Genomic DNA, 16,608 nt, shown 5'->3' on the forward strand with positions numbered 1-16,608 from the left:
GAGGACACATGAAACAACTGAGCAGTGCCGAGATTCGGCAGATGTTCCTGGATTTTTTCAAGGAGAAGGGGCACGACGTTGAGCCAAGCGCCAGCCTGATTCCGGTCGACGATCCCACCCTGCTGTGGATCAACTCCGGCGTCGCGACGCTGAAGAAGTACTTCGACGGCAGCGTGGTGCCGACTAACCCGCGCATCACCAACGCGCAGAAGTCGATTCGCACCAACGACATCGAAAACGTCGGCAAAACGGCGCGGCACCTGACCTTTTTTGAGATGCTCGGCAACTTCTCCGTCGGCGATTACTTCAAGCCCGAGGTGATTCCGTGGGCCTGGGAGTTTTTGACCTCTCCGAAGTGGCTGGCGCTTGACCCGGCCAAGCTGTACGTCACCGTGTACCCGAAGGACCTCGAGGCCAAGCGCATCTGGCACGAGGTCGTCGGCCTGCCGGAAAGCAAGATCTTCGAGGTCGAGGACAACTTCTGGGACATCGGTGAAGGCCCGTCCGGCCCGGACTCCGAGATCTTCTACGACCGCGGCCAGGCCTTCAACAACGTGGCCGAAGACGACCCGGAGAACTACCCGGGCGGCGAAAACGAGCGCTACCTGGAGATCTGGAACATCGTCTTCTCCGAGTTCAACCACCTGCCGGACGGCCGCTTCGTCGAGCAGCCGCACAAGAACATCGATACCGGCATGGGCCTGGAGCGCCTGGTCTCCGTGATTCAAAACACCAAGACCAACTTCGAAACCGATCTGTTCATGCCGATCATCAAGGCGACCGAGAAGATGAGCGCGGGGCGGACTTACGGCGCCGACGCCAAGGACGACGTGTCGTTCAAGATCATCGCCGACCACGCCCGCACGGTCACCTTCGCGATCGGGGACGGCGCGCTGCCGTCCAACGAGGGCCGCGGCTACGTGCTGCGCCGCCTGATTCGCCGCGCCATCGTCAACGGCAAGAAGTTGGGCATCGACCACGCCTTTTTGTTCGAGCTGGTGCCGGTGGTCGGGGAGATCATGAACAGCTACTACCCGGAGATCCTGAAGAACCAGGCCTTCATCCAAAAGGTGATTCACTCCGAGGAGGACCGCTTCCGCGAAACGCTGGACGCCGGGATCGCGCTTCTGGATGCGACCATCGCCGACCTGCGCGCTGCGGGCAAGACGCAGATTCCAGGCGCGACGGCCTTCAAGCTGTTCGACACGTTCGGCTTCCCGGTCGAGATGACCGCCGAGATCGCGACGGACGAGGGCTTTGACGTCGACATGGCAGGCTTCAAGGCGGACATGGAGGCCCAACGTGCCCGCGCCCGGGCGGCCCGCGGCGATGCCCAGTCGATGGGCAGCCAGGACAAGGTGCTGATGGCCATCAAGCTGCCGAGCAAGTTCACCGGCTGGACCGACCTTGAGGACCAGGCGACGCTGTCCGACATCATCGTCGACGACACCGAGGTCAAGCGCATTGAGGCCGGCACCGCGCGGCTGCTGTTCGACCAGACGCCGTTTTACGCCGAGATGGGCGGCCAGGTGGCCGACCACGGTGTCATCGTGGACGAAAACGGCGCGGTCGTCGCCAAGGTCGTCGACGTGCAGCACGCCCCGAACGGCCAGAACCTGCACACCGTGACGGTTGAAAACACGCTGGAGGTCGGCGCGACGTACACCCTGAAGGTCGACGTCGAGCGCCGCAAGAAGGTGTCGATGAACCACACCGCCACCCACCTGCTGGATCAGGCGCTGCGCGAGGTGCTCGGCGAGCACACGCACCAGGCCGGGTCGTTGGTCGAGCCCGACTACCTGCGTTTTGACTTCACCAACTTCGGTCAGGTGACGCCGGAGCAGCTGCGCCAGGTTGAGCTGCGCGTCAACGAGCAGATCTGGCGTCAGCTCCCGATCACCTGGGAGGAGATGCCGATCGAGGAGGCCAAGAAGCAGGGGGCCATCGCGATGTTCGGCGACAAGTACGGGGACGTGGTCCGCGTCGTCACCATCGGCGATTACAACCGCGAGTTCGACGGCGGCACGCACCCGGTCAACACCGCGGCGCTCGGCCTGTTCAAGATCACCGGCGAAACCGGGATCGGCGCCGGCACCCGGCGCATCGAGGCCGTGACCTCCAAGGAGGCCTACGACTTCCTGACCAAGCAGCAGGACCTGCTCGCTTCAACGGCAGCGGACCTGAAGCTCGACCAGGTGACGGCGGTGCCGCACAAGGTTGAGGCCCTTCAGGCCGACCTGAAGGCCAGCCAGAAGGTCGTCGCCGGACTGCAGGCCAAGCTTGCGGCCCAGGCCTCGGCCAACCTGTTCGACACGGCCGAAACCGTCGGCAAGTTCACCCTGATCGCCAAGGCGGTCAAGGTCGCCGGCATGAACGAGCTGCGCCAGCTCGGCGACACCTGGCGCGACAAGGCGGCATCGGACGTGCTGGTCCTGGCCACCGCCAACGACGGCAAGGTCAGCCTGCTGGTCGGTGCCAGCCCTGAGGCGATCAAGGCCGGCGTCAAGGCCGGTAACCTGATCAAGACCATCGCCCCGGCCATCGGTGGCGGCGGCGGCGGTCGTCCGGACATGGCCCAGGCCGGCGGCAAGAAGCCGGCGGGCATCCAAGACGCCCTGACGCTTGCCAAGGACACCCTGAAGGCTTTGTAACCGCAACGCCAAAAGAAGCACCCGCATTTTGCGGGTGCTTCTTTGTTGTTGCGCGTCTAGTGCCACAGGAAGCGGTTGACGGTCTTGGCGACGCGGTGGTTGAGGCGCAGCATGCTGTGCTGTGCGTCCCAGCCGATGAATTCCTGCTCGCGGTAGGAGCGGGCCTGCCTGCCCAGCAGGTAGCCCAGCGAGCGCGAGCTGGCGTTGAGAATCTTGCCGTCGGAGTGGGAGCCGTCGTTCAGGTTGCCGTAAAGGTTCAGGATGTCGACCTGATCTTTAGGAAAAACGTGCCGCAGGTTGATCGCGTCCTGGTACGGCGGGGCGATCCAGTGCGGCCGCCCGTCCGGCAGCAGGTGGTTGGGGTGCTGACCGCGGTGCTGGCCGGGGATGCCGTCGAAGTTGCCGGCGATCGCCGCGTACTTTTGCAGCTGGGGCAGGCGGCGGTCCTGGCCGTAGCGCAGCTCGTAGAACAGGACCGCGGCGTTACCCAGCGAGTGGGCGACGATGTTGAACTTCTGCATCCCGTACTTGCGCTGCAGCGCAACCAGGACGTTGTGCAGCCAGTTGGTGATGCGGTCGTAGCGCAGCGTGCGGTTGTCCTGGAACACGATCTTGACCAGCGGGCGGCGGGTGGCGCGCGGCCAGCGCCCGCTCAGGCTGACGCGTCCGCGGGGTGAAACGGTGGCGGTGATAACGCTGTGCGCCTGGTCCTCGACCTCGGCCTCGTGCATGAGGTAGTCCATCGAGCGCGGGCCGCCGCGGTGGCCGTGCAGGTACAGCGTCGCCGGCGCGCGGTGCTCGGGCACCGCCTCGATTGGGCGGGCCTGACCGAACAGGCCGAAGCTCAGCAGCACACCGATCAGAATGAATTTCCACTTCATTGGTCTACCACCGTCCCTTCACCTTTAATTCTAGCACCGGGCCGGCGCAAACGCGGTGACAGCGGCCTAACAGAGTTGTCACCTGGGGCTTAACCGAAGCTTAAGCAACGCGGGTTCGCCGCCCGGCTATAATGAAGGCAACACCGGCTTCGGTCGGATACGAGGGAGCGATGGGGATGAGGTTCAGAACATTGGTACTGCGCGTGATGCTGGTGGCGGCCGCGGCGGTGGTCGCGCTGTTGGCCTTCGGGCTTTTGACGCGCTATCCGCAGCCGTTGATTGCCGAATTCCATGCGCCGCTGTTCGCCTGGGCCTTCACGTTGGGGCTCTGGGCCGCGGTCTTGGCGTTCGAAACCGCCGCGGTGCTGGCCTGGCGGCTGCTCGACAGCGTGGCCGCCGCCCAGGCGTTCAGCGTCGCGGCGGTGCGCGGGCTGGCGCGGCTGAAGTGGGCGGTCGGCGGCATCTCGGCGGGGCTTGCGCTGACGCTGCCGCAGATTTACCAGGTCGCGGATGCGGCGGACGCGCCGGGGTTAATGCTGATCGGGCTGGCCGTGGTCGCGCTGCCGCTGATGGTGGCGACGTTCCTCGCCGTCCTGGGGCGGCTGTGGACCATGGCCCTGACCTACAAGCAGGCGGCCGGGCGCGCCGCGGCTTAGGCACAGGACACGGCGTGAGGCATAACGCAAATAAGGCGCGGTACCGGCAGCTGATGCCGGTACCGCGCCTTGTTAGTGTCTTGCGTTACAGTTCCACGTTGTACTCCGCGAAGAAGTCAGCCAGCGGCCGCAGCGCCTGGCCGTCGTACTCGGCGAAGAAGGCGGCGAGGTCCTTCGGGCGGCTCAGCGCGTGGTTGGCGTTGTAGTTGGCGCTGACGGTTTCGGTCAGCTTGCCGTCCGCAATGGTCAGCTCGAGCTCCTCCACCGGCAGGCCGCGCTTGTCGGTGATCTTCGCGTCGATCAGGAACGGCTGGCCGGCCGCGGTGGCCTCAAGCGCCGCCTTGAACGCGGCCTCAAGCTCCGAGCTCTTGGTCACGGTGACGCTCTTGACGCCCATGGCGCGGGCGATCGCCGCGAAGTCCTGGTCCTCGATGAAAATTCCGGAGTGAGTGCGCATGTCGATGTCGTCTTGCTCGGACTTGATGAAGTTCAGGCTGGCGTTGCTGGTGACGATGTTGATGATCGGCAGCTGGTACTTTTTCTGCGTGATCAGGTCCTGCATCACCATCGAAAACGCGCCGTCGCCGGAGATGCTGAAGACCTGGCGCTCCGGGAAGCTCAGCTTGCCGGCAATCGCGCCGGGCAGGCCGTAGCCCATGGTGGCGAACAAAGCGGAGATGGTCCACTTGTTCTGCGGGGTGAGGTCCAGAAAGCGGAAGGCGTTGATGATGTTGTCGCCGACGTCGATGGCAAACACCGCGTCCGGGTCCTTGACCTTGTTGATCTCGCGGTAGATCGCCTCGAACTCCAGCGGGTCGCTCGGGCGCTCGCTCAGGGTCTTGAGGTAGGCGCGCCAGTTGTGGTTGGCGGCCACCGCGGCCTTGAAGTACGGGCTCGGGGCGACTTCAGCGCTTCGGTCAAGCGCCTTTTCGACGAAGGTGGTGGCGTCGGACCACACGCCGTAGTCGAGGAAGTGGTGGCGGCCGAACTGCGCCTCGTCGATGTCAATCTGGACGAACTTGAACTCGTGGGTGCGGTACACCAGGTTGGCGAACGGAAAGTCGGCGCCCAGTGCGATCACGAGGTCGGACACGGCGAAAATTTCGTCGGCCGCCTTCATCGCCGCGCGGTTGGCGTAGCCGAGGTTGCCCTCGTAGTCGTCCGGCACCAGCCCCTTGGCCAGCCCGGTCAACACCAGCGGAATCTGCAGCTTGCGGGACAGCTCGACCAGCTTCTCGCCGCCCGCGCCGATGCCGCGCCCGACGTGGATCACCGGCCGCTTGGCGGCCTTGATCAGCTCAAGGACGTGGTCGACCTCCTCGTCCGTGGCGGCCGGGAGCGGCCGCTTCTTGCGGTCGGTCGGCGACACGCTGGAGTACGGGGTGTCTGGAATTGGCTTGTAGCCGAAGTCGTTGGGGATCACCACCACCGCCACGCCCTGGTGCTTGTAGGCCTCGCGGATCGCCTTGTCCACCACGTACGGCAGGCTTTCCGGTGTCATGACCAGCCGGTTGTACACCGCGACGTCCTCGAAAATCGGGTTTTCGGCGAATTCCTGGAAGTAGTTGTAGTTCATGTTGGTGCTCGGCACCTGACCGATCAGGGCCAGCACCGGGGCGTGGTCCTCGCGCGCGTCGTACAGCCCGGTCAGCAGGTTGGTCGCGCCGGGGCCGGCGGAACCAAAGGCGACGGCAACCTTGCCGGTCAGCTTGGCATCGGCGCTGGCGGCCAGGGCGCCGACCTGCTCGTGGCGGATCTGGATGTACTTCAGGCGGTCGCGCTCGGCGTCAAGCGCCGCCATCGTTGAGTTGAACGAGCCGCCGGGGTACCCGTAGACGTGGTCGACGCCCCAGGACTCGATGACACGTAGCATTGCAACGCTTGCGGGAACAGTAGTGGTGGTGGTCATGTGGATTCGCTCCTTTTATGTTGTGGTCAATTAGCACGTCTAAAATGTATCACACAATGAAATCGGTTGCAACACTTTTGATGCAGAATCACGGGAAGCGACGGGCACGGCTGGTACAGTTCGCGCGAAAAGCTATGGTATAATCTAACTATAATGTTAAGGAAAAGGGGTGCCCAATGTCAAAACATCTCACCCGACCGTGGCTGCGCGGTCTGCTGATGCTCGTCGCCCTCGAGCTGATCGCCGTGGCCATCAACCTGTTCTACGCCCCGCACGGCGTCGCCCCCGGCGGCGCGACCGGGATTGCCATCCTGGTGCAGGAGGGCTTCGGCGTCAGCGTCGGCCTCACCACCCTGGCCGTCAACCTGGTGATGCTGGTCCTCGCCTGGTTCCTGCTGGACCGCGCCACCACCCGCCGCATCCTGTTCGGCAGCCTCGCGCTGCCGGCGCTGTTGGCGCTCACCCCGCAGCTGATGGTGGTGAAAGACCGACTGCTGGCCGTGATCATGGGCTCGGTGATCTTCGCCATCGGCGTGGCGATCAACTACCGGCTCGATGCCTCCAGCGGCGGGACCACGGTGCCGCCGATGATCTTTCAGAAATACTTCAAGATGAAGCCGGCGGTCGGCCTGTTTCTGGTCGACATGGTGGTCTGCCTGTTCAACATCCCGGTGTCGGGCTTTGAGGCCTTCGTGCTGGCGACCTTCGCCGTCGGGCTGACAAGCGTGGTGATGAACTACGTCGAAACCGGCTTCGACCGCAAGAAGGCCGTGTACGTGATGAGTAACGTCGCGCTGCCGGCGATTGAATCGGCCCTGGCCGTCAGCGACCACGGCCTGACCATCCACCAGGTGATCGGCGGCCACTCTGGTGAGCCGCGCGAGATGCTGATGGTAGTGGTCGAGCAGGGCGACTACCAGCGCCTGATCGACCGCATCCACGCCCTGGACCCCGCGGCCTTCATCCTGGTCACCGAGGCCACCGAGGTGCACGGCGGCAGCCTGACCTGAGCCACCAACCGAATAGACCTGCAGCGCCACCGCAAACGCGGGGGCGCTTTTTTGCGCGCCGAGCGTCAGGACTGCGCCGCGGGGGCGAATGTGACAAGTCACGAGCTGATTGCTGGCGTTTTTGCCGTGAGGCCCGCACACTGAAAAGGTGGTGTGCGCCGCCACCTAGACACATGGTGACTAGACCGGTGCCACTTTCAGACACGCTGTCATCAAGTTATCGATTACACCAGTTAAAAGATTTAATTTCGCGCGAGCGGTGGTATAATCGCAATGTAAGCGGTAACAATTATGAGGGGTGAGGACATTGGCGGAATCGTTAATCGACTGGGCATACCTATTTGACCGCGGGGAGGATTTTCAAAGCTACCGGCGCTTCGGCGCGCACGAGCAGTCGCCGGGCCGCTGGCATTTTCTCGTGTGGGCCCCCAACGCCGCGGGCGTAGCGATTGTGGGCGATTTTTCCGACTGGGCGCCGCGGGCGCTGGCGCCGCTTGCGGCCACCGGCTGCTGGGAGGGGACGCTTGAGGCGGCGGCCGGGCAGCTGTACAAGGTGCAGGTCACTGGCGCCGACGGGACGGTGACCAACAAGATCGACCCGTTCGGCTTCGCCTTCGAGAAGAAGCCGGGCACCGCGGCCATCCTGACCGACCTGCCCGCCTTTGACTGGCAGGACCAGGCCTGGCAGGCGGCCGCGCGCCGGCACGCCAGCCGCGCCAAACCGGTGAACATCTACGAGCTGCACCTGGGGTCGTTCAAGCGCCATGAGGACGGCGGGTACCTGACCTACCGCGAGGCGATTCGCGAGGTCATCCCCTATGTCCGCCGGATGGGCTACACGCACCTCGAGCTGATGCCCCTGATGGAGCACCCGCTTGACGCGTCCTGGGGCTACCAGCTGATGGGCTACTTCGCGCCGACCAGCCGCTTCGGCACGCCCGCCGACTTTTTGGCTTTCGTCGACGCGGCGCACCGCGCGGGGCTCGGCGTGATCATGGACTGGGTGCCGGGGCATTTTATCCGCAACGCCGACGCGCTGGCGACCTTCGACGGCACGCCGACCTTCGAGTACCAGGACCCGCACCGCGCCGACAACGTGCGCTGGGGCACCTGGAACTTCGACCTGGGTAAAACGCAGGTGCAAAGCTTCCTGATCTCAAGTGCGCTGTTTTGGCTTCAGCACTGCCACCTCGACGGCCTGCGGGTCGACGCGGTGTCCAACATGCTGTACATGGACTACGACGCCGGCAAGGAGCAGGACCGCAACCGCGACGGCGGGCGCGAGAACCTCGAGGGGCGGGCGTTTCTCGAGCGGCTCAACGGCGTGGTCGCCAAAGCTTCGCCCGAGGCCTGGATGATCGCCGAGGAGAGCTCCGCGTACCCCAAGGTGACCGCACCGCTTGAGGACGGCGGCCTCGGCTTTTCGGCCAAGTGGAACATGGGGTGGATGAACGACACGCTGCGCTACTTCGCGATGGATCCCTACGCGCGCCGCGACCACATCAACCTGCTGACGTTTTCCTTCGTCTACATGCACGATGAGCGCTTCATCCTGCCGTTCTCCCACGACGAGGTGGTCCACGGCAAGAAGTCTTTGATGCACAAGATGCCGGGCGACCGCTACAACCAGTTCGCCAACCTGCGCGTGATGTTCGTGTGGCTGATGACGCACCCGGGCAAAAAGCTCCTGTTCATGGGCAGCGAATGGGGCCAGTTCCTCGAGTGGCGCGACTGGAGCGAACTTGAGTGGCGCGACCTCGCCGACCCGCTCAACGCCGCGATGCAGGTGTTCACCCGCACGCTGAATAAGCTGTACGCCAAGACGCCGGCGCTTTGGCTCGACGACAAGACGGATGCCGGCATCACCGTCACCATCGGCGACCGCCAGGATGTGCTGAGCTTCATCCGCCACGGGGCGCGCCCCGAAGACGACGTGATCGTGGTGATGAACCTGCTGCCGGAGGAGCGCCAGCACTTCGCGGTGCCGGTGCCGCGCGCCGGCATCTACACGGTGCTTTTGAACACCGAAAGCCAGCACTTCGGCGGCACCTGGGTCCGCCTGCAGCGCACCCTGCACAGCCGCGACAAACCGGCCAACGGTCAGCCGGCCACGGTCGACGTGGTGCTCCCGGCGATGGGCGCGCTGCTGATCGCGCCGAAGCCCGCGCCGTGAGCGGTGCCCGCGACGCGCATGAATCCGGCGTGAGCTAGCTGACGAGGTCATGGCATTAGCCGTGCATTGGTAAGCTCTAGCGCAGGTCTCGAGAGTCGCCGGCACGAACGGCCATTGGAATCGGGTATGTTCCTCAAGTATCTGTTCTGATGGAAATGAATTATTGATACCTTTGACGCTCATATTTGAAGTATGCAGTCGTGGTCAATGTACCACGGGATAGGGCGGAGGCACGAACGCGCCACTGCTGGAGGCGGAGGGCCGAGGCGAGCCAGCGTGAAATTGCTGTTAGTCGGCTGGTCTTGCCGACTTACAGCAAGGGCGGGTCTGGAGACCGGAACGGGCTCCAGGGAGCCCCACGCGTTCCGCCGCCTCGGCCTGTAGCCGGAAGCAATGGCCCGTTCGCGCCGGAGCCCGGCTTTGAACGCCAAATCTAGCCGTTCCGCAAGCGCGCCTCGGCTCACGCTCTAAACGCGCTCCAAAGCGCAACGCGGGTGCGGCTGGCTACGCTAAGTCACTCGGGCCAAAGTGCGGCCCAAGCGCCTTAGCTAGGCCAACCGACCCGCTAAGCCCGCGCTTTTCCACGCTCTAAACGCGTTTCCCGAGGCGACGCGGGCGCGCTCAGCTAGGCTTGGACACTGGGCCAAGTACGGGCCCAATGCCCAAGCCTACGCTGAACGTCCCGCTAAGCCCGCCTCGGCTCACGCTCTAAACGCGCTCCAAAGCGCAACGCGGGTGCGGCTGGCTACGCTAAGTCACTCGGGCCAAAGTGCGGCCCAAGCGCCTTAGCTAGGCCAGCCGACCCGCTAAGCCCGCGCTTTTCCACGCTCTAAACGCGTTCCCCGAGGCGACGCGGGCGCGCTCAGCTAGGCTTGGACACTGGGCCAAGTACGGGCCCAATGCCCAAGCCTACGCTGAACGTCCCGCTAAGCCCGCCTCGGCTCACGCTCTATTCGAAATGGAGGGACCAACATGGTTACAGAGATGTTAGGGATGATCTTGGCCGGGGGACAGGGAACCCGGTTGGGAAAGTTGACCAAAACCACCGCCAAGCCTTCGGTGCCGTTCGGTGGGCGCTACCGCATCATCGATTTCACCCTGAGCAACCTCAGCAATTCCGGCGTCAACACCGTCGGCGTCATCACCCAGTACCAGCCCCTCGAGCTGAACCGCCACGTGCAAAACGGCGCGGCCTGGGGGCTCAACGAGCGCGGCGCCGGTGTCACGATCCTTCAGCCGTACGCGTCAAGCGAGGGCGAGAAGTTCTTCGAGGGCACGGCCCACGCGATTTACCAGAACATGGCCTACATCGACTCCTACAACCCGCAGTACGTGCTGGTGCTGTCGGGCGACCACATCTACAAGATGGACTACGAGCGCATGCTTCGCGCCCACAAGGCCAAGAAGGCGACGCTGACCGTCGCCGTGATGCCGGTGGCGATGAAGGAGGCCAGCCGCTTTGGCATCATGAACACCGACGACACCAACCGCATCATCGCCTTTGAGGAGAAGCCGGAAGAGCCCAAGTCCAACCTCGCCTCGATGGGCATCTACATCTTCGACTGGGCGCCGCTCAAGAAGTACCTGACGGAAAGCTACGCGACCGACGGCAAGATGGAGGACTTCGGTAAGGACGTGATTCCGGCCTACCTGGCGCACAACGAGCCGACTTACGCCTACGCGTTCCACGGCTACTGGAAGGATGTCGGCACGATCCAGTCGCTGTGGGAGGCCAACATGGAGTTCCTCGCGCCGAACAACGCGCTGAACATCGCCAACCGCAACTGGCGCATCTACTCGCAGACCGAGGCGCTGCCGCCGATGTTTCTGACCAAAACGGCGAAGGTCACCCGGGCGATGATCACCGACGGCTCCTACGTCGCGGGCACGATCGACCACAGCATCCTGAGCCAGAACGTGAAGGTCGGCGAGGGCTCCGTGGTCAAGGACTCGATGGTGATGCCTAACGTCGTGATCGGCAAAAACGTGGTGATCGACCACGCCATCATCGGTGAGAACGCGCTGGTCGGCGACAACGGGGAGATCATCGGCACCAAGGACGACATCGCCGTGGTGGGGTACGGCGAAGTGGTAGGAAGGAAGGAGAAAGCATGAGACAAGGAGAAATGGCCGCCGTCATCGACCTGAACGAGGACGTGCACACGCTGCTGCCGCTGACCGCGCACCGCCCGATCGGCACGCTGCCGTTCGCCGGGCGCTACCGCCTGATTGATTTTCCCTTGTCGGCGATCACCAACGCCGACATCCACAGCGTCGGGCTGTTCATGCCCGAGTCCGAGCGCTCCGTGCAGGACCACATCAGAAGCGGCGCGGCGTGGAACCTGGACCTGATCCAGGGCGGGGTGTTCCTGTTCCCGTACGTCGCGACGCGCGACTACACGGACGTGGCGCTGCGCCGGCGCTACTACGAGAACTACACCCAGTTCCTGCGCCGTTCCGGCTCCCAGTACACGGTGGTGATGGGGGCGGCCAACATCGCCAACATCGACCTCAACGCGATTCTGGCCTACCACAAGGCCGGCGACGCGGAGATCACCGCGGTGTACAAGAACGTGCCCAAGGCGACGGTGACACCCAACGACTGGACGCTGACCTTGTCGGAGCAGGGCATCGCCACCTCGGTGATCCAGGCCTCGGAGCGCCACGACGGGGATGAGGTCAGCACGGTGCCGAGCTTCATGGACATCTACCTGCTGCCGACCATCGACCTGATCGACCTGCTGGACGCCGCGGCCCAGACCACCGAGTTCCGCCGCCTGCCGCAGCTTTTGCGCGAGGCGGTGCTGGCCGGCAACGCCAACGCCTTCGAGTACACCGGCTACCTGGCGCGCATCAACTCGATTCAGCGCTACTTCGACGCCAACATGGACATGCTGACGGAGGCCAACTACCAGTCGCTTTTGTTCTCGAGCATCCCGATCCTGACCAAGAGCAAAAACGAGGTGCCGAGCTTCTTTGCCAAGGACTCCGTGGTGGAAAACGGGGTGCTGGGCACCGGCGCCTACGTGGAGGGGGTCGTGTCCGACTCCGTGGTCTTCCGCAACGTCGTGGTGCACCAGGGCGCGACGGTTGAAAACAGCATCCTGATGCAGGGCAGCAAGATCTCGACGGGCTCCAAGGTCAGCTATGCGATCCTCGACAAGGGTGTCGTGATCGGGCCGAACCTGACCATCGCCGGCACGCCGGACCACCCGATTGTGATCGAGAAGAACCGCACCGTGTTTCGCGCCAGTGAAGTGGAGGAACTCGCCCATGCCTAAAGTCTTATTCGCCGCGGCGGAAGGGGCGCCGTTCTACAAAACCGGGGGGCTGGGCGACGTCGCCTACGCGCTGCCCCAGGCGCTTTCGAAGCTCGGCGTCGACATCCGCGTCGTGCTGCCGTACTACCCCAAGCTTTTTCCCGCCCGCTACCTCAAGGCCCTGCGCCCGCTGACGCAGTTCTCGCTGAACTTCGGCGGCCACGAGAAGTACGTCGGCGTCCGCACCCTGACCCTGGGGGCGGTGACCTACTACCTGATTGACAACGAGGAGTTCTTCGGGCGCGACGGTCTGTACGGCTACTGGGACGACGGCGGCCGCTTCGGGTTCTTCCAGATGGCGATCATCGAGATGATGCAGGTGATCGACTTCATCCCGGACGTCCTGCACGTCAACGACTGGCACACCGCCTTCATTCCGGTGCTGTTGCACGACAAGTACGCCTGGATCACGCCGTACCAGCAGATCCGCACCCAGTTGACCATCCACAACCTGCAGTTCCAGGGGTGGTTCCCGGAAAGCGTGCTGGACACCGTGTTTGGCATCGGCCGCCAGTTCTTCAACGACGACGGTTTTGCCCAGGACGGCCAGGTCAACTTCATGAAGGGCGGCATCAACTTCGCTGACCTCGTGTCCACCGTCAGCCCAAGCTACGCCCAGGAGATCCAGACGCCGGAGTTCGGTGAGCACCTGGACGGGACGCTTCGGCGCCAGGCCCACAAGCTGGTCGGCATCCTCAACGGCATCGACACCACGCTGTACGACCCGGAGACCGATACGCACCTGGCCGCGCCGTTTGACGCGCGCGACCTGAGCGGTAAGGCGCAGGACAAGGCGGCGCTGCAGCAGGCGGTCGGCCTGCCCAAGCGCGCCGTGCCGGTGTTTGGCATCGTCTCGCGCCTGACGCAGCAAAAGGGCATGGGGATGCTGGTGTCCGCGCTTGAGCGCATCCTGCCCGGCGCCGACATCCAGGTTGTGATGCTCGGCACCGGCGACGCCGATTTGGAGGCGGGTTTTGCCCACTTGCACGAGCGCTTCGCCGGCAAGGTCGCCGCGATCACGCGCTTTGACGAGGGGCTGGCGCAGCAGATTTACGGCGGCGCGGATTTCTTCGTCATGCCGAGCGCCTTTGAGCCCAGCGGCCTGGCGCAGATGATGGCGATGCGCTACGGGACCCTGCCGATCGTGCACGAAACCGGCGGCCTGCGCGACTCGGTGCAGCCGTACGACGCGACCACCGGAGCGGGGACCGGCTTCACGTTCTGGGACTTCACCCCGCAGGTGCTCGCCGACACGCTGATGCGCGCGGCGCTGATCGCCCAAAACGAGCCGCAGGTGTACCAGGCGCTGCAGCAGCACGCCATGGCCCAGGACTTCGCCTGGACCAACGCCGCCAAGCGCTACCTCGACGGCTACCAGCGCCTGCACGCGTGACAGCCAAAAGGCGGGGGCGCCCCCGCCTTTTGTGCAGTCGGGTCTGTTGCACAACCGGACTGCGCCAGGCGCGGCCCAGAAGGAGGAAATTGGATGGTCATCACCACTGCCCAATTCATTAAGGATTACCGAACGGAGGCGCTGCGCTGGTTCGCAGACGACCTCGAGAACCTGTCTGCGCTTCAGCAGTACCAGGCGCTGGCCCTGGTCGTGAAGGGCTACGCGGCCCAGAACTGGGCCAAGTCCAAGGCCCACGCGGATGCGACGCAGCAAAAGCAGGTCTATTACTTTTCAATTGAGTTCATGCCCGGGCGGCTTTTGGCCTCGAACCTCCTGAACCTCGGCATCAAGGACGTCGTGGACGCCGGGCTGGCGAAGCTTGGCATCGAATCGGGCCCGGTGTACGCCGCCGAGCGCGACCCGGGGCTTGGCAACGGTGGGCTGGGTCGGCTGGCCTCCGCGTTCCTGGACGCGATGGCCAGCACCGGCATGGCCGGCAACGGCAACGGCATCCGCTACCGCTACGGCCTGTTCGAGCAGCGCTTCGTCGACGGCTACCAGGTCGAGGTCCCGGACGACTGGCTGCGCGACGGCTACCCGTGGGAGACGCGCAAGGAGAACCGCGCCGTGATCGTCAAGTTCGGTGGGCAGGCCGAGCTGGTGCCCGATCAAGGCCGGCTGGCCGTGGTGTACCACGACACCGACGACGTGCTGGCGGTGCCCTACGACACGGCGATGATCGGCTACCACACCGGCACGGTGAACACCATGCGGCTGTGGTCGGCCGAGCCGACCCCGGAGCGCGCGCACAGCCTGGCGGAAACAGCGAGGGCCAACGCGATCACCGAGTTCCTGTACCCCGACGACTCGGACACCAGCGGCCGTGAGCTGCGGCTGCGCCAGGAGTACTTTTTCGTCTCGGCGGGGCTTCAGAGCATCATCACGCACTTCAAGCGCACCCACGGCGACATCCGGCTTCTGCCCGACTTCGTGGCGGTGCACATCAACGACACCCACCCGGCCATGGCGGTGCTCGAGCTGATGCGGCTGTTGCTCGACGAGGAGAGGCTGGCCTGGGAGCAGGCCTGGCAGATCACCGTGGCGACGATGAGCTACACCAACCACACCCTGATGGCCGAGGCGCTTGAGACCTGGCCGCTCGGACTGTTCCAGGACCTGCTGCCGCGCCTCGCGCAGCTGGCCGTGGAGGTCGACCGCCGCTTCCGCGCGCGCTACACGGCGCGCTACGGCTCCGTGACGGTGGACCGCGCCGCGCCCATTCAAAACGGGCAGCTGCACATGGCCAACCTGGCCGTCATCGGCAGCCACGCGGTCAACGGCGTCGCCAAGATCCACTCCGAGCTGCTCAAGACCAGCGTGCTAGCCGATCTCTACCAGATTTTCCCGTCGCGCTTCAGCAACAAGACCAACGGCATCACGCCGCGCCGCTGGGTGCAGCTGGGAGACGTGCCGCTGGCCACGCTGCTCGACGACACGATCGGCGCGACCTGGCGCCGCTCGCCGCAGGCCCTGCTGGCGCTGAACAAGTACAGCCAAGACCCCGACTTCCTGCGCCGGCTGACGGCGGCCAAGCGGGTCAACAAGGTCCGCCTGGCCGGCATCATCAAGGACACGCTGAACCTGACCGTCTCGCCCGACGCGATGTTTGACGTGCAGGTCAAGCGCCTGCACGCCTACAAGCGCCAGCTGCTGCACGTGTTCGGTATCCTCGAGCACTACCTCGCGATCAAAAACGGGGAGAAGCGGCCACCGCGCGTCCACATTTTCGGCGCCAAGGCCGCCCCGAGCTACCGCTACGCCAAGGCGGTGATCCGCCTGATCAACGCGGTCGCGGCTTTGGTGAACGAGGATCCGGACTGCCAGGACCAGCTGGCCGTCGCCTTTTTGCCCAACTACGGCGTCAGCCTGGCCGAGGCGATCATCCCGGCCGCCGACGTCTCCGAGCAGATCTCGTTGGCCGGGACCGAGGCCTCCGGCACCTCCAACATGAAGCTGATGGCCACCGGCGCCCTGACGCTGGCAACGCTCGACGGCGCCAACATCGAGATCCGCGACGCCGCCGGCAAGGACGCGATGGTGGTGTTCGGCCTGACCGAGCAGGAGGCCACGGCGATGCGACCGGAGTACAGCGCCCGCGAGCGCTACGAGCAGGACCCGGTGCTGCACCGCATCGTGGACATGCTGACCGACGGCTCGATTCCCAACATCGAGTCCGAGGGCAAGGAGATTCGCGCCGAGCTGCTGGATTACAACGATACCTACTTCGTGCTGGCCGACTTCGCCGACTACCTGGCTGCCAACCGCCGCCTAGACGCGCTGTGGGCGCACCCTGAGGAATGGGCGCGCCTGGCCTTGGCCAACATCGCCGCCTCGGGCAAGTTCTCCGCCGACCTGACCGTCCAGCGCTACGGCCGCGAAATCTGGCGCGTGCTGCCGGAGCATCCGGTGTAACCTGTCAGTTAGACGGCTCGGGGCCGGATTCCGGCCCGGCGGCGCCACTGCTTCCGCCTTCGAGCCGAGGCGGCGGAACGCGTGCGGCTCCCGCAAGCCCAAAGTGCGGTCTTGCGACCCGCCGGTGCAGTAAACCGGCACAA

Annotated in this window: 10 protein-coding genes; 8 read left to right on the plus strand and 2 right to left on the minus strand. The window is 64.7% G+C overall.

The features are described 5' to 3' along the window. The first annotated feature begins 8 nt into the window (after positions 1–8). Positions 9–2,651 (plus strand): alanine--tRNA ligase, encoded by a 2,643-nt coding sequence (gene alaS, locus LE416_RS11305; RefSeq protein WP_225048894.1) that lies wholly within the window; start codon positions 9–11, stop codon positions 2,649–2,651. Between the two features lie 56 nt (positions 2,652–2,707). Here alaS and LE416_RS11310 read toward each other — a convergent pair whose 3' ends face one another. After that, on the minus strand, positions 2,708–3,532 hold the full coding sequence (locus tag LE416_RS11310) for an alpha/beta hydrolase (RefSeq protein WP_225048896.1): 825 nt from the start codon (positions 3,530–3,532) through the stop codon (positions 2,708–2,710). Between the two features lie 176 nt (positions 3,533–3,708). Here LE416_RS11310 and LE416_RS11315 point away from each other — a divergent pair, with 176 nt between their 5' ends. Next, positions 3,709–4,188, plus strand: coding sequence for a DUF2975 domain-containing protein (locus tag LE416_RS11315; RefSeq protein WP_225048898.1), 480 nt, complete (start codon positions 3,709–3,711; stop codon positions 4,186–4,188). 85 nt (positions 4,189–4,273) lie between these two features. On the opposite strand, the gene spxB is transcribed toward LE416_RS11315, so the two are convergent. Further along, entirely contained in the window at positions 4,274–6,097 is a 1,824-nt protein-coding gene (gene spxB / locus LE416_RS11320; protein WP_225048900.1) for a pyruvate oxidase, read from the minus strand. Between the two features lie 176 nt (positions 6,098–6,273). On the opposite strand from spxB, the gene LE416_RS11325 reads away from it, so the two are divergent. The 6 genes from LE416_RS11325 to LE416_RS11350 all read left to right on the plus strand — a co-directional run bounded on the left by LE416_RS11325 (position 6,274) and on the right by LE416_RS11350 (position 16,465). After that, complete coding sequence (locus LE416_RS11325; RefSeq protein ID WP_225048902.1) at positions 6,274–7,107, plus strand: YitT family protein; 834 nt, start codon at positions 6,274–6,276, stop codon at positions 7,105–7,107. Between the two features lie 307 nt (positions 7,108–7,414). Next, the gene (gene glgB / locus LE416_RS11330; protein WP_225048904.1) at positions 7,415–9,280 is read left to right on the plus strand and encodes a 1,4-alpha-glucan branching protein GlgB; all 1,866 of its coding nucleotides are present in this window, start codon (positions 7,415–7,417) and stop codon (positions 9,278–9,280) included. Between the two features lie 972 nt (positions 9,281–10,252). Further along, a complete protein-coding gene (locus tag LE416_RS11335; RefSeq protein WP_225048906.1) occupies positions 10,253–11,395 on the plus strand; it encodes a glucose-1-phosphate adenylyltransferase in 1,143 nt (380 codons plus the stop codon). Continuing rightward, positions 11,392–12,561 carry a glucose-1-phosphate adenylyltransferase subunit GlgD gene (glgD, locus tag LE416_RS11340; protein ID WP_225048909.1) on the plus strand — a complete coding sequence of 390 codons (1,170 nt, stop codon included), beginning with the start codon at positions 11,392–11,394 and terminating at the stop codon, positions 12,559–12,561. Before LE416_RS11335 ends, glgD begins: the two co-directional genes overlap by 4 nt. Continuing rightward, entirely contained in the window at positions 12,554–13,993 is a 1,440-nt protein-coding gene (gene glgA / locus LE416_RS11345; RefSeq protein ID WP_225048910.1) for a glycogen synthase GlgA, read from the plus strand. Before glgD ends, glgA begins: the two co-directional genes overlap by 8 nt. A gap of 93 nt (positions 13,994–14,086) precedes the next feature. Continuing rightward, complete coding sequence (locus LE416_RS11350) at positions 14,087–16,465, plus strand: glycogen/starch/alpha-glucan phosphorylase (RefSeq protein ID WP_225048912.1); 2,379 nt, start codon at positions 14,087–14,089, stop codon at positions 16,463–16,465. Positions 16,466–16,608 lie beyond the last annotated feature (143 nt).

It is taken from the genome of Lacticaseibacillus kribbianus, from assembly GCF_020180945.1.
In the GTDB taxonomy this organism is placed as follows: domain Bacteria; phylum Bacillota; class Bacilli; order Lactobacillales; family Lactobacillaceae; genus Lacticaseibacillus; species Lacticaseibacillus kribbianus.

Coding starts and splice junctions, on each gene's coding strand:
- spxB (WP_225048900.1), bottom strand. CDS start 6,097: ATGACCACCACCACTACTGTTCCCGCAAGCGTTGCAATGCTACGTGTC.
- LE416_RS11315 (WP_225048898.1), top strand. CDS start 3,709: ATGAGGTTCAGAACATTGGTACTGCGCGTGATGCTGGTGGCGGCCGCG.
- LE416_RS11325 (WP_225048902.1), top strand. CDS start 6,274: ATGTCAAAACATCTCACCCGACCGTGGCTGCGCGGTCTGCTGATGCTC.
- LE416_RS11310 (WP_225048896.1), bottom strand. CDS start 3,532: ATGAAGTGGAAATTCATTCTGATCGGTGTGCTGCTGAGCTTCGGCCTG.
- alaS (WP_225048894.1), top strand. CDS start 9: ATGAAACAACTGAGCAGTGCCGAGATTCGGCAGATGTTCCTGGATTTT.
- LE416_RS11335 (WP_225048906.1), top strand. CDS start 10,253: ATGGTTACAGAGATGTTAGGGATGATCTTGGCCGGGGGACAGGGAACC.
- glgD (WP_225048909.1), top strand. CDS start 11,392: ATGAGACAAGGAGAAATGGCCGCCGTCATCGACCTGAACGAGGACGTG.
- LE416_RS11350 (WP_225048912.1), top strand. CDS start 14,087: ATGGTCATCACCACTGCCCAATTCATTAAGGATTACCGAACGGAGGCG.
- glgA (WP_225048910.1), top strand. CDS start 12,554: ATGCCTAAAGTCTTATTCGCCGCGGCGGAAGGGGCGCCGTTCTACAAA.